This window comes from Synechococcus sp. LTW-G, assembly GCF_054459035.1.
Map to the genome: position 1 here is coordinate 388,904 of NZ_JBTKYW010000001.1, position 12,963 is coordinate 401,866.

Sequence of the window (12,963 nt, forward strand, 5' to 3'; positions counted from 1 at the left end):
GCTAGTTTCCGCAGGATTCCAACCCGTCGCACGCACGTCTCATGAACCCCCATTCGTTCACTTCAGGAATGGGGCAAGGGATGGCCAGTGCAGCCGCTGCGATTGAAGCCAGTGCAGAAGGCGCAGCCAATAGCTCCGAACAATCCGAGAACCTGATTGGCATCGACGAAGTTCAGCGTTCGTTGAACCGCTCACGGGCCTCGGTCTACCGCTACACCAACACCGATCCGCGCAACCTCAACCCGCCTTTCAATCCCCGCAAACTCAACCCCGAGTACCGCAGCGATCAGAAAGAACCCTTGATGTTCCACCCCAATGAGGTGGCTCGCTTCGCCCGGGACGTCCTGCGCATCAAGGAAGTAACCGTTGAGGTGCTGAACTCCCCTTCAACGGCAACCCAGCAACTCCTGGGTTCGATCCTCGAAGAACTGCGCACGATTCGAGAACTTCTGGACTCCAGCAATCTCAGCCCCACCACCCTCGATAGCCGGCGGGATCAGCACGAACAAGAACGCCCCGCGGCATAGACGCTGCACCTGACAGTCCCATCGCAGGATGTCAGGATGCACATATCTAATCTGTACTGAGGGTTTTCATTAACCCCCTCGATGGACTCAGACCCCCCTCCCCGAACCAGCGGATCCGCTCCTGCGGCTCAGGCTCCGGCCACCACGCAAGCCGCAAGCAGCAGATCCACCCCCGTGTTGAGCGAATCGAGCGAGGAACCCTTTAGTTCCAGCCCGATTTACGACTCCGCCGCTCCCCTTCTGGGCTTTGTCGTTGCCGTCTGCACCATGGTGATTCCCATCGCCAGCGTGCTGGGCAGTCGATCGGGTCCCGCTCAGGTTGCGGCTCCCCCCTCTGGCGTGATCGAGCAACCCAGCCATGGATTTGCGCAGTCTGCAGGCCTCCCCGCGGCCAGGGCTAGTGAACCTGGTGGTGGAGATTCCAGCTGGAAGCCGCAATAAATACGAGTTCAACCAAGAGGCTGGAGTGATGGCCCTCGATCGGGTGCTGCACTCCTCCGTGCGCTATCCCTTCGACTACGGCTTTATCCCCAACACCCTCGCAGAGGACGGCGCTCCTCTGGACGCGATGGTGATCATGCACGAACCCACCTTTGCCGGATGCCTGATCCAGGCCCGTCCCATCGGCATCCTCGACATGCTCGACGAGGGGGCCCATGACGGCAAGCTCCTCTGCGTTCCTGCGGCCGATCCCAACCAACGGGGCATCAACAGCATTCGACAGATCGCTCCGGTGCAGCTGGAAGAGGTGGCCGAATTCTTTCGGACCTACAAGAGCATGGAGGGCCGGGTCGTCGACATCCTGGGGTGGCTCGATGCGGACGCCGTCCCTGCGCTGATCGAAGCCTGCAGCGCCGCAGCGCAACAGCCTTAACCCCGCTTCTGCAGCAAAAAGCCTTCAAAACCCAGGGCCTGAAACACCCGGGCCGGATCACCAAAACCAGCGGCGTTGACCAGGCTGGTGAGACGGGCCAAACCGATGGGATGCAGACCCTCCGAGGCCAACTGATCGCGGGTGAGATCGAGGCCACTGGCACGCTGGAAGCGATCCCAGGCCGCATCGAGCTGGGGCTCCAACGACGTCAGGGAGCTGCGCATCAAGTCAACTAAGACCAGCTGAGCCCCGGGCTGCAGGCACTGGGCCAGGGCGCTCAGATAGGCCAGTTTGCTGCCGTCATCAGGAAGGGACTGAAGCACCAGCACCGAGAGGGCGCCGGCGTAGCCACCGGCTTCGGCGTCAGCGGCGACAAACCCCTCAACCGTGTCTTGATGCCAACGAATGGGAACCCCTTCACCCAGGCGATCGCGCGAGGCCTGGAGCATCTCGTCGCTGGGATCCAAGGCCGTCAGCCGCCAATCCGGACGCTGCGCAACCGCTTCCAGCAGCTCCGCGCCGGTGCCGCAGCCCGCCACCAGGACGGATGAACCCTCGATCTGAGCCTGGGGTGAGCTGCTGAGCAGGGCCACGGCCAGGCGAGCCAGACTTCCGTAGCCGGGAATGACTTGGCTCTGGAGACGGTCGTAACCCGCTGGATGCACCGTTTCGGCCAAAGAAAGGCCAATGCTAAGCAGCCCAATGCGACACGGCAGGACGCTGCATTTGGTGTCAGCCGCAGCAAACAACGTCAAAGAACGTCTGCGGCCAGGTAGGTTTGTCGGCGCCGAAGATCCCCGCTCGACCGTGCCCACCATCCGTTTTGAACAGGAAGGCCAGCAGGTCGGATGCATTGAAGGGGCCAACCTTCGCAAGGCTGCCGTGGATGCAGGCGTCAATCCCTACGGCGGTCTGAACAACCTCAATAACTGTGGTGGCGTCGGCCAGTGCGGCACCTGCGTCGTCGAGGTGCTTGAGGGCATGCAAAACCTCTCCCCCCGTAGCGACGTCGAGCAGGTCTACCTGGCTGACCGTCCCGCTAACTACCGCCTGAGCTGCCGCACCAGCGTCAACGGTGATGTGACCGTTCGCACCCGCCCCCAAGGCGGCACCGGCAGCGGCTCCAACAGCCTCGTGGGCGCCATCAAGAGCCTGCTGGGCAAGTGAGCAGCAGCCGTCTTCGGCTCTTCAGTTATCCCAAGTGCGGCACTTGCCGCAAAGCCCTGCAATGGCTTGACCAGCAGGGCTTTTCTGTTAGGAAGGGGAATCTCGAGCTGATCGATATCACCCTCGATCCCCCGGGCCTGGATGACCTGCGCCTGGCCTTCAACAGCCTGGGGCGCAAGCGGCTGTTCAACACCAGTGGCCAGAGCTATCGCGCCCTTGGTGCCGCGGCCGTCGCTGCACTCAGCGATGACGAGGCCCTTGCTGCCTTGGCTGCTGACGGGAAGCTGATCAAGCGTCCCTTCGCAATCACTGAAGCCGGCACGGCCCTGGTGGGATTCAAGCCTGAGGAGTGGCAGGCGGCTCTGGGCTAAGCGGCACAGGCGCTGTCAGTTCATCGAGTTCCTCCATCAAGGCGCCGATGCCGGCGCGGTTGACCTGGGCCAAGTAGTTCAACTTCACCTGCTGGAGCAAGCCGCAGAGCAGCTCCTGACTGCGCTCCAGGGTGTCCCCGCGCTCCAGAGCCGCCGCCAACTCCTCCCAGAAGCGATCACCGAAGCGCTGCAGCAGTTCCGCCTGCCGGTCATCGCTCTGTGCCAAGCGATCCGCAGTTGTCCGGGAGAGCTCAACGACGGTCTCCACCATGCTGGCGGTGAGCTGACGGGCAAGGGCAGAGGGAACCACCGCCCCCCCCGGCACCTCCCGCAAACTTTGCTCGAGGGCATGGCTGAGCAGGGACTGCAGCTCTGGGGTCAGCCTGGGGGTGACCTGGCCGAGCACCATCGGTCCCCACAACTGCAGCAAACCCAGCAGGGGCTGCTCGAGCTGGGGGGGTAGCGCGCTGACACTCTGGTGGCTGCGCAGGCTCCGAATCATGCGCGGCCACTGGGGCGAGCGAATCAGCGATTGGGTGCCATCCACCAATTGCAGAGCCAAAACCTCAAAGAGCTCCAACGCCAAGAGCGAGACGACACCGCGACTAATCACGGCCCGCAGCGGCTCGACATTGATCAATCCCGTCTGACTCAAACGCTCCACCACCGGCGCCAGGCGCATCCAGCGCCAAAAGGGCAGCAACAGCGGCAGATCGATCCAACGCCGCAGCAGGGCATCCCGCCAACTCAGGCCTGGGAAGCGCCGCCGCAAACGCAGCATCCGCAGCAGGATGTCGAAGGCAAAGACGCTTTGAAAGAGCAGAAGGTCGTAGCGCCAGAAGTGATCGCTGGGGCGGCCGTTTTCATCAATCGAGCGCCAATAGCTCGTGGCCACCAGCGGCAGGATCTGCTGCTGCCAGAAGCGCCGTTCCTCCTCCCAGGAGTATTGCTTTAGCCAGCCATCCGAGAGCAGGCGCTGGGCGGACTGCTTGGCGGAGTCCAAGCCAGCACGCTGACGCAGGCGGTTCTTAATTTTCTCGAGGGTGCCGCTGTTGCCTGAGGCGGCAAAGGGGTTCTCGTTGATCATCGCCTCGGTCAGTGCCACCTGTTGACGGCGCAGCTGAAGCGAATTGCTCAATGGAGCGGGTTTGAGCAGGGCCGCATCCAGTTGATCGAACTGCTGCAGATAGCCCTGGGTCTCCCGATGGGGCTCAATGCCCTTCACCGGGTCGTAGAGCGGGGTGATGTTGGGCAGAACCGTCAGCGGAACCACCAGCGGCACCTGGGGAATCGGGGTCAGATTCCGTTGCAACCAGAAGGTGCGGAAGGGGACATAGGTGATGTCAAAGACCACCCAGACCAAATTGACCGTGGCCCAAAGGGCAATGGTCCGATCCCAGATCAACCAGCTGCGCGCCGCGCCGGTTCGCTGAACGGACAACCAACGCGGACGAACCATCGATCAAGCGAGGGGACGGACCTAATCTTCCCTAGCCGAACCCCCAGCTGGCAGCCCCGTCCTTGTCCTCGCACGATCCAACACAAGCCGCCAGCAGCAACAGCGGAGGTTCAGACCCCGAACGCAACCCTCAACAGCCCCCCCAGGAGAGTCCCTGGGTGTTCTGGAGGGGGGTGCTGATCACCCTCGGAGTGGCCCTGGGCGTGCGCCATTACGTCCTGGAGGCCCGCTACATCCCCTCGGGTTCGATGCTGCCTGGACTACAGCTGCAGGACCGGCTGCTGGTGGAGAAACTCTCCCTGCGCAGCCGCTCACCCAAACGAGGGGAGATCGTGGTCTTCCATGCACCCCACCACTTCGATCCCGTTCTGAGCGCTGATCGCAAGGTCGGACCCTTCAGTTGCGTCCTGGCCCAGCTGCCCATTCTGAACAGCATTCCAGGGGTCGCCGATCCGGCCTGTGATGCCTACATCAAACGCGTCGTCGCCGTCTCCGGTGATCGGGTCGTCGTCAACCCGCGAGGGCAGGTCAACATCAATGGCACCTGGCTCAAGGAGCCCTACGTGCAGAACTACTGCCCCGTCGATGCCCTGGGCATGGGGCAGTGCCGGACCCTGAATGCCGTTGTCCCTCCGGGCCATGTCCTGGTGCTGGGGGACAACCGGGCGAACAGCTGGGATGGTCGTTTCTGGCCGGGTGGCGCCTTCCTTCCTGAACAGGAAATCATCGGACGGGCCTTCTGGCGCTTCTGGCCCCTCCCCACATCCGGTGCGTTAACGAGCAGCGATCCGCTTAAGGACTCCGGCGCCAAAGCTGGGGGTTAAGCCCCGTCGCCAGCACCTGCCCCTTGAGGGTTGCCTTCGCCAGGGGCTGGTTGGCAGCCAGCGGAGCGTAGGAATCCTGCTGGGCCGACCAGACCTGCTGGGGATCAAAGAGCAACCAGCGATCCGTGCCGAGAGACAGCTGGGGAGGAGCGAGACCAAGCAGTGAGGCGGGGCCAAAACAGAGCACCTGCCAGAGCTCCTCGGCACTCCAGCCATCCGTCTGCACCAGCTCCTGCCAGAGGGCCGGCAGAACGAAGCGATGGCCGGCGACACCAGGGCGGCGCTGATCCACCGGAAGCAACTGCTCTTCAGGATCCAGCGCTTGATGGTGAACCGCCACGGCGCTGATCAGCCCCTGGCGCAGCCCATGCTTCAGCCGCTGGCGATCCAGGGCAGATCCCAGGGGCGGCTCCACACGCCACCCCTCCGCGATCGGATCCAAGCTGGCGGAGTCCACCAGCAGATGCCACCAACAGACCGTGGCGGGCGGGCGCTGGTCTGGGGCGACGGCCTCAAGCAGGTTCACCGCCTCGGCGGTGGAGAGATTCATCAGCTGCAGGCGTCGCGCGGGATAGCGCTCGGCCAACGCCAACAGGCTGCGCAGGGGCAGGCTTTCACTGGTGGAGGGATCCATGGGCCATCCCGCCCGCAGGGCCGCGACCCCCTCTCGGACAAACCCCTCTTGAGCCAGGCGGCGATCACGGGGCGAGAGGAGGACGGGAGCGTTGTCCATTTCCGCCAGGCTGAGGCCACGCTCAAGTAGCGGCAGAGAGGGGAGTTGGGCGCCATCCGCCAGCCCCAGGGCTCCACTGGCCAATTGATCGCCATGGGGGGCCAGCTCCTGGCCATCCCCCGCCAGGCTGAAGCTGCCCCAGCGCAGAAGCTCGAAGCCCCCTGAAGACACCGGACCCAGGGCCTGAAGCCGCTCAGGGGAGTCGCGCCACTGGCAGGAGTCCGGCAGAACAGCGACGGTGCCATAGCCCGCCGCAATCGCGGAACGCTCCAGGGAGACCCTGGTTTCAGCCACCCCGTTCTGGGGATCGTCCAGGCAGGAATGGGGATCGACCAGGGCAGGGGCCAACAGGAGCCCCGAGGCCTCGATCTCTGGGGTGCCTTGATCCAGGCAACCCTCACCCCAGGCGACGATCCGGCCCTGCTCCAGACGCACGTCGGTGCGGCGAATCGCCTGGCCTGGTCCCTCCAACAGCTGAACCTGGCGCAGCACCAGGGCTTGGGGGAGAGACATGGACATGGTCAACGCGGGGAACTGGGGCGATCAGAGCGCACCGGCAGCGGTTCGATCGATCACCCCCCCAAGATGCGCCGTTTGGTTCAAACACACCACCACTGGAGCCTGATCGGCTCCGTTGGGGTAGTCGATCACGGTGACGCCGCCGTTGCCCTGCTTGATGGCCCAGATGTCTGCCGGAGTCAGGCCCAGCAACGCGCAGAGGATGGTCTTGTTCACGGCATCGTGGGCCACCACCAGGGCGGTCTCCTCAGCGGACAAGCTCGCCGCAATGGTGTTCCAGCCCCGCAGGGAGCGATCCCAGACGTCGTGAATGGTCTCCCCGCCTGGCATCTGCACGGTTTCGGGGGCCCGTTTCCAGTCGGCCAGGAGCTCCGCCCAGCCCGCAGAGATCTCCTCCTCGAGGCGGCCCTCCCATTCACCGTGGCCGATTTCCACCAGATCAGAGACGCTGGTGAGGGGCACCCCGGCGTGGTGATTCAAGATCCCCTCCGCCGTCTGACGGGGGCGAGACATGGAACTGGAATAGGCCCGATCGAAGCTCACCTTGCGCAGGAACTCGCCGGCGGCGGCGGCTTGGGCTCGGCCGTTCTCGTTCAGGGGGATATCGATTTGACCCTGGAAGCGCCCTTGGCGGTTCCAGTCGGTTTCGCCATGGCGCACCAGCAGCATCCGGGGGCCGGGGCCTTTGCTGGGCAGGCTGCTTCCGCAAACCTCGGGCTGCAGGTGGGTCGTGCCGTTCAGCGATTCAATTTGAACTGCGACGGGCTTGGAGGCCGAACCGGCTGGCGCAGGACTGACGTTGAACACCGACAAGGAGGCGTTCTCTAGGCGAAGGCGACGGAAGCCGGAAGCCTCCAAGCCAAGGAGGGCCAGCACGAGGCAACGCAGGATCGCGTTGTGACCGACCACCAGAACGGTCTTGGGGCTTCCCCCCGGGTCATGGGCCGCCAGCAGACCATCGAGAAAGCGCTGGGCCTGCGCCATCAACTCTGGGATCGGGGCGTACTCGGATCCATCGGCGCGCCGTAGCTGGAGCTGCTCAGGGCTTCGTTTCCATGTGGCGTAGTCCTGTGGGAACTGCGTCTGGACCTCACTGCTCAGCAGGCCACTCCAAGGGGCCAGGTCCACCTCGAGCAGGTCATCGCTCAACTGCAGATCCACGCTGGATCCCTGCGCCGCCAGCAGGGCCTTGGCCGTGTCGTGGGCGCGCCGCAGCGGAGAGCTGTAAGCCGCATCAATCGTCAGACCCCGCAGGGCTTCACCGGTGGCCAGCGCCTGCTTGGCGCCCACATCGGTCAAGCTCGAGAGGTCATCTCGGCCCTGGATCCGGTGCTCGAGGTTGAAGCTGCTCAGGCCGTGGCGAACCAGCAGGATCCGGAGGGACACGGGCACTTCCTTAACGAAACGGCATCGTATTTGAGGGCTCTATGGCCCCTCACTGGGCCGCAGAATGCAGCCCAGTGAGATGCACGGGGCGGTGGGGTGAGCACGGAAAAGGAGTCCAACAGTCCACGCAGGTCAGACACACCCAACTGGAAATCGGCCCTGGCGTTGGTCAGCCTGGCCCTCAGCCTGTTGCTCTGGCTCAACGGACTCGTCAGCAGCCTGCAACGCCCCTCCGTTGGCGATGACCTCAGCAGACGCCAGCTGGAGCTGAGCGTGCTGGCCCAGGGGAACCTGAGCGAGCCCATCCGTCCGCTGCTGAGCTCGGGCGACCCCCTGCAGTCCCTCCAAGAGAGCCTCCAGAACGCGATCAACGACAGCGAGGAGGAGGGCCGCAATCCACCCCCAGGATTGCTGCTTGAGCAAGCCCTGCTGCTGCAACGCACAGGGGACCCGAGCCAGGCGCAGACCCTGCTGAAGCAACTCCGCCAAGAAGGGGGAGCCCAACAGGCGATCGCCACCGTGCTGCTGAACCCCGAACAGCACAGCCGCCAGGCGCGCGAGCAACTTCTTTCCGAGCTCAAGGGATCAACGCTTGTACGCCAGTGGAGCTGCGAAGCACTGCTGGGCGCTGAGGCCTGCCAGGGTGATCAGGTCGCCAGGCAGGCCAGCGTGCAGCTGCTGGCGGTCACCCTGGTGCCCGGCCTGGGACTGCTCGGCGGCATCGCCCTGCTGATTCGCGAGCTCTGGAGGCGCTGGCGCGGAAAGACTCCAGCGGCGCCCCCATGGCTCGGCCCAGCCCTCTCCGGCATTGACACGGTTCTGCTGGTGGCCGGCGGTTTTGTGGTCGTCGGTGAGCTCATCACTCCCCTGCTGGTGGCACCGCTGCTGACGCGGCTGCTGCAGGACTGGCCGATCGAGGCTGTGCTCAAACAGGGGATCAGTGTCGTGGTCCTCTACGGCGCCTTGATGACAGGGCCACTGCTGATCCTGAGGCTGCTGCTGAAGCCCCTCGGGCCAGGGCCCCAGGGGGGCTGGTTGCAATTCCGCTGGTCCCCCCTGCCGCTTTGCTTTGGCCAAGCCCTCAAAGGCTTCTTGATGGTGCTGCCCCTGGTGAGCCTGGTGGGCTGGCTTCAGGGACAACTCTTTGGCGATCCGGGCGGCAGCAATCCCCTCCTGGAATTGGTCCTCAACGGACACAACATCCCCGCTCTGGCTTGTTTTGGAGTCACCGCCATCGTCCTTGCCCCCCTGTTTGAGGAGACGATCTTTCGCGGTGCGCTGCTGCCCGTTGCCGCCCGCTACTGGGGATCGGGTTGGGGAATTGTGGTCAGCGCCGCTGTCTTCGCCGTGGCCCATTCCAGCCTCGGAGAATTTCCGCCGCTGATGGTGCTGGGGCTCGGCTTGGGCTGGCTGCGCTGGCGCAGTGGACGGCTCGGCAGTTGCGTGCTGATGCACGCCCTCTGGAACAGCCTGACCTTCGCCAATCTCGTTGTTCTGGGTTGGTGAAAACCCCCTTGCTGGAAGCGCTCTCGCGTGGTTGACTTGCGCAGCACGCGTTGATGTTTGTGGTTGCCGTTTCGCTCCAGAAGAGCAACAGAGCGCCGGGCAGCCGCTCCAGCCGTTCCCTCGAGCTGATTCAAGGAACGCTGCTTGCACGCAAGCTGGATCGCCAAGCGCCGTGGCTTGGCAATTTGCATCGCATTGCCGATGGAAGTCTCGTCGGCCTGGGAGTTGCCGTTGTCGGTCTCAGCGCCCTGACGCTCCATTGGCAGGGCCGCTGGACCAGCAGCTTCCAATCCCTTGAAGCGACCCAGCGGCTGGAGCACCGCCTGCAGGAATCAGCGGCGGTGCTCGAGCAGCATCACCTCTCGATGACCCGCAAGCCGGCCCTGCTGGAGCCCACCAGCAGTGAAAAGCTCGTGTACGTCGCTCCGCCGGCCGTCTCAGCAGGGCCTGACTTTGAAGCCCTCTTGGCCCAGGTCAATCCCGGTCAAATTCTTCCGGGCTACTGATGGCGCAGCAGGGGCTGCAGGGTCGCCGCGAGCCTGCACCACGGGAAGGACGTGGTCCAAGACGCAACCGCGTCGTGGATTTGCAGCCGGTGCCCCCGCGCCGTCTTTGGCTCGTCTACGGCCTTCTGGCGGCTGGACTCAGTGGTTTAGCGCTGCGGCTGGCCTGGGTTCAGGTGATCCAGGGCAACGAATTGTTGAACCGGGCCCGAGCGATTCAGACCCAAACGATCACGCCCCTTGGCCGCAGGCGGACGATCGTTGATCGCCAAGGTCGCCTAGTTGCTCTGGATGAAGAGCGCTTCACCCTCTGGGCCCACCCCCGCTACTTCTCCTTCCCTGGAGACGACATCGGAAGGCTGCGCAGCCCCCTGGATGTGGCGCGCAAACTCTCCCCCGTCCTGGCCAAGCCCATGGGCGAGTTGCTCAAGGCCATGGATGGCCGTAAGTCAGGGGTGAAGCTGGCCAGCGAGCTCGACCCAGAAACCGCACAACGGGTGCGCGAGCTGGGCATCAGCGGTGTCGACCTTGAGGCCTATCCCCAGCGCGTTTATCCCCAAGGGGGACTTTTCGCCAATGTCGTTGGCTTCCTCAACCTCGAGCGGGTCCCCCAGGCGGGTCTCGAGCAGAGCCGTGACCGCGACCTGCGTCGCCAAGAAGCCTCCAAAAGTCTCCGGCGTGGAGCCGATGGCACGCCCCTGCCCGATGGTCTGAAACCCGGGGTGCTCTACGGCGACGACCTCAAGCTGCAGCTCACCCTCGATGCCCGCCTGCAGCAAGTCGCCCAGATGGCACTGGCCAAACAGGTCAAGCAATGGAAGGCCAAGCGCGGGGCCGCGTTGGTCATGGATGTCCGCAACGGAGAGCTGCTGACCCTGGCCTCCACCCCGACCTACAACCCCAACCAGTTCTGGAAGTTCCAGCCGGGATTGTTCCGCGAGTGGTCCGTCCAAGATCTCTATGAACCGGGGTCAACCTTCAAGCCGATCAACCTGGCGATCGCCCTTCAGGAAAACGCCATTGACCCTTCAGGGAAGGTGAATGACTCCGGACAACTGACCGTTGGCGGCTGGCCGATCTTTAATCACGACCGCAAAGGCAATGGGTTGATCGACTTCCCAACGGTCCTGCAGGTCTCCAGCAACGTGGCGATGGTGGAGGCGATGCGGCGGGTTCAACCGGCACGCTTCTGGCATTGGCTCCACACCCTGGGAATCGACAACACCCCGGATACCGACCTACCCGGCGCCGTAGCCGGTCAGCTCAAATCCCTCGAGACCTTTAAAACCCAACCAATCGAGCCCGCAACGGCCGCCTTCGGTCAAGGCTTCAACCTGACGCCCCTGAAATTGATCCAGCTGCACGCGATGTTGGCGAACGGCGGCCGGCTGGTCAGTCCCCACATCACCCGCGGCCTGCGCTCCGGTGATGACCTGGCCAGCGCCCCGCCGGCCTCAGGGGTGCAACTGATCCGGCCCGCCATCGCCCAAACCGTCCTCAATTGGATGGAGACGGTGGTGGAGAAAGGCAGTGGCCGCGGCGTGCAAATCCCAGGCCACCGCATTGGCGGCAAAACAGGGACCGCGCAAAAGGCACGCAATGGTGTCTACGTGGCCGGAGCCAAGATCACGAGCTTCATCGCACATTTGCCGATCAACCAACCGCGCTATGTCGTGTTGGTCGTTGTCGATGAGCCGAAGGGCGAAAACGCCTACGGATCAACGGTGGCGGTTCCCGTGGCCAAGCAAATCATTGAGGCCTTATTGGTGATTGAGAAAATCCCGCCCAGCCGCACGGTTCCCACAACGGCCCGTCAGTAGATCGCACTGCGTGACCGCTTGATGACAACGGGAGTCAGGCCCCGATTGGCATCGCTAGCTTGAAAATACGTTTGGTGCCCGGCATGGCCAATCTCCTCGACCAACTGGCCGCGATGACTGTTGTTGTCGCCGATACCGGTGACATCGACGCGATTCAGCAGTTCACCCCCCGGGATGCCACCACCAACCCTTCATTGATCCTGGCGGCAGCCCAGATCCCGGCCTACCAAAACCTGATTGATACCTCCCTGCGGGAGTCCCGCGAGGTCTGCGGCCCCTCGGCACCGGCTGAAGAGGTGGTGCGCGAAGCCCTCGACGAGATCTGCGTCACCTTCGGTAAGGAAATTCTCAAGATCGTCCCCGGCCGGGTCTCCACCGAAGTGGATGCGCGCCTGAGCTTCAACACCGAAGCGACGATCACCAAAGCCCGCAAGCTGATTGGCCTCTATCGCCAAGCGGGCATCAGCCGTGATCGCGTTCTGATCAAGATTGCCTCCACCTGGGAAGGCATCAAGGCTGCGGAGGTGCTCGAGAAAGAGGGCATCCACTGCAACCTCACCCTCCTCTTCAGCTTCGCTCAGGCCGTGGCCGCCGCTGAGGCTGGTGTCACCTTGATCTCCCCCTTTGTCGGCCGCATCCTCGACTGGTTCAAAAAGAGCACTGGCCGCGAGAGCTATCCCGGCCACGAGGATCCGGGCGTGCTCTCGGTCACCAAGATCTTCAACTACTTCAAGACCTTCGGCTACAAAACCGAGGTCATGGGAGCGAGCTTCCGCAACATCGACGAAATCGTCGAATTGGCAGGCTGTGACCTACTCACCATCTCACCCAAACTCCTGGATCAACTGCGCAACACCCAGGGGGATCTGCAACGGAAACTGAACCCCTTTGATCCAGCGACGACGGAGCAACAGATCCACCTGGATGCCCAAGGCTTCAAGGCGATGATGGCCGAGGATCAGATGGCCACTGAAAAACTGGATGAGGGCATCCAGGGATTCACCAAAGCGATCGAGACCCTGGAAGCCCAGTTGGCCCACCGTTTGGGAGAACTGGAGGGAGCCGGTGCCTTCCAACATGCCGCCCAGGAAATCTTCCTGCTCAACGACCTCGATGGCGACGGCTGCATCACCCGCGAGGAATGGCTGGGGACCGATGCTGTGTTCGATGCCCTGGACACCGATCACGACGGACGTCTTTTGCCCAATGACATCCGTGGCGGTCTCGGTGCGGCCCTCGCCATTAAGAACTGACTTAGGCTCTGGCCGAGTTGG

At 63.6% G+C, this 12,963-nt stretch carries 13 protein-coding genes; 9 read left to right on the top strand and 4 right to left on the bottom strand.

The window, feature by feature from the left end; genetic code table 11:
• Positions 1 to 80: 80 nt before the first annotated feature.
• Together ACXIQ9_RS02070 and ACXIQ9_RS02075 are read left to right on the top strand one after the other, a co-directional pair.
• Positions 81 to 527 carry a hypothetical protein gene (locus tag ACXIQ9_RS02070; protein WP_010316672.1) on the top strand — a complete coding sequence of 149 codons (447 nt, stop codon included), beginning with the start codon at positions 81 to 83 and terminating at the stop codon, positions 525 to 527.
• Between the two features lie 358 nt (positions 528 to 885).
• The gene (locus tag ACXIQ9_RS02075) at positions 886 to 1,401 is read left to right on the top strand and encodes an inorganic diphosphatase (RefSeq protein ID WP_247477932.1); all 516 of its coding nucleotides are present in this window, start codon (positions 886 to 888) and stop codon (positions 1,399 to 1,401) included.
• On the opposite strand, the gene ACXIQ9_RS02080 is transcribed toward ACXIQ9_RS02075, so the two are convergent.
• Positions 1,398 to 2,066 carry a class I SAM-dependent methyltransferase gene (locus ACXIQ9_RS02080; RefSeq protein WP_232197283.1) on the bottom strand — a complete coding sequence of 223 codons (669 nt, stop codon included), beginning with the start codon at positions 2,064 to 2,066 and terminating at the stop codon, positions 1,398 to 1,400. The genes ACXIQ9_RS02075 and ACXIQ9_RS02080 overlap by 4 nt on opposite strands.
• Positions 2,067 to 2,208: 142 nt before the next feature.
• Here ACXIQ9_RS02080 and ACXIQ9_RS02085 point away from each other — a divergent pair, with 142 nt between their 5' ends.
• Both ACXIQ9_RS02085 and ACXIQ9_RS02090 read left to right on the top strand, forming a co-directional pair.
• A complete protein-coding gene (locus ACXIQ9_RS02085) occupies positions 2,209 to 2,568 on the top strand; it encodes a 2Fe-2S iron-sulfur cluster-binding protein (RefSeq protein WP_459015787.1) in 360 nt (119 codons plus the stop codon).
• Entirely contained in the window at positions 2,565 to 2,939 is a 375-nt protein-coding gene (locus ACXIQ9_RS02090) for a Spx/MgsR family RNA polymerase-binding regulatory protein (protein ID WP_459015307.1), read from the top strand. Before ACXIQ9_RS02085 ends, ACXIQ9_RS02090 begins: the two co-directional genes overlap by 4 nt.
• Here ACXIQ9_RS02090 and ACXIQ9_RS02095 read toward each other — a convergent pair.
• Positions 2,905 to 4,398, bottom strand: a complete 1,494-nt coding sequence (locus ACXIQ9_RS02095; RefSeq protein ID WP_459015309.1) for a hypothetical protein — start codon at positions 4,396 to 4,398, stop codon at positions 2,905 to 2,907. The genes ACXIQ9_RS02090 and ACXIQ9_RS02095 overlap by 35 nt on opposite strands.
• Before the next feature lie 62 nt (positions 4,399 to 4,460).
• On the opposite strand from ACXIQ9_RS02095, the gene lepB reads away from it, so the two are divergent.
• Positions 4,461 to 5,222: a signal peptidase I gene (gene lepB / locus ACXIQ9_RS02100; RefSeq protein ID WP_459015311.1), complete on the top strand. Its 762-nt coding sequence runs from the start codon at positions 4,461 to 4,463 to the stop codon at positions 5,220 to 5,222.
• Here lepB and ACXIQ9_RS02105 read toward each other — a convergent pair.
• The gene (locus ACXIQ9_RS02105) at positions 5,191 to 6,474 is read right to left on the bottom strand and encodes an amidohydrolase family protein (protein WP_459015313.1); all 1,284 of its coding nucleotides are present in this window, start codon (positions 6,472 to 6,474) and stop codon (positions 5,191 to 5,193) included. The genes lepB and ACXIQ9_RS02105 overlap by 32 nt on opposite strands.
• Before the next feature lie 24 nt (positions 6,475 to 6,498).
• Positions 6,499 to 7,860 (bottom strand): histidine phosphatase family protein, encoded by a 1,362-nt coding sequence (locus tag ACXIQ9_RS02110; protein ID WP_459015315.1) that lies wholly within the window; start codon positions 7,858 to 7,860, stop codon positions 6,499 to 6,501.
• Between the two features lie 96 nt (positions 7,861 to 7,956).
• Here ACXIQ9_RS02110 and ACXIQ9_RS02115 point away from each other — a divergent pair, with 96 nt between their 5' ends.
• The 4 genes from ACXIQ9_RS02115 to ACXIQ9_RS02130 all read left to right on the top strand — a co-directional run bounded on the left by ACXIQ9_RS02115 (position 7,957) and on the right by ACXIQ9_RS02130 (position 12,942).
• Positions 7,957 to 9,366: a CPBP family intramembrane glutamic endopeptidase gene (locus ACXIQ9_RS02115; protein WP_459015317.1), complete on the top strand. Its 1,410-nt coding sequence runs from the start codon at positions 7,957 to 7,959 to the stop codon at positions 9,364 to 9,366.
• Between the two features lie 53 nt (positions 9,367 to 9,419).
• Positions 9,420 to 9,872 carry a hypothetical protein gene (locus ACXIQ9_RS02120; protein ID WP_459015319.1) on the top strand — a complete coding sequence of 151 codons (453 nt, stop codon included), beginning with the start codon at positions 9,420 to 9,422 and terminating at the stop codon, positions 9,870 to 9,872.
• Positions 9,872 to 11,689: a peptidoglycan D,D-transpeptidase FtsI family protein gene (locus tag ACXIQ9_RS02125; RefSeq protein ID WP_459015321.1), complete on the top strand. Its 1,818-nt coding sequence runs from the start codon at positions 9,872 to 9,874 to the stop codon at positions 11,687 to 11,689. The genes ACXIQ9_RS02120 and ACXIQ9_RS02125 overlap by 1 nt, the downstream gene beginning before the upstream one ends.
• Before the next feature lie 83 nt (positions 11,690 to 11,772).
• Positions 11,773 to 12,942, top strand: a complete 1,170-nt coding sequence (locus ACXIQ9_RS02130) for a transaldolase (RefSeq protein WP_424163501.1) — start codon at positions 11,773 to 11,775, stop codon at positions 12,940 to 12,942.
• Positions 12,943 to 12,963 lie beyond the last annotated feature (21 nt).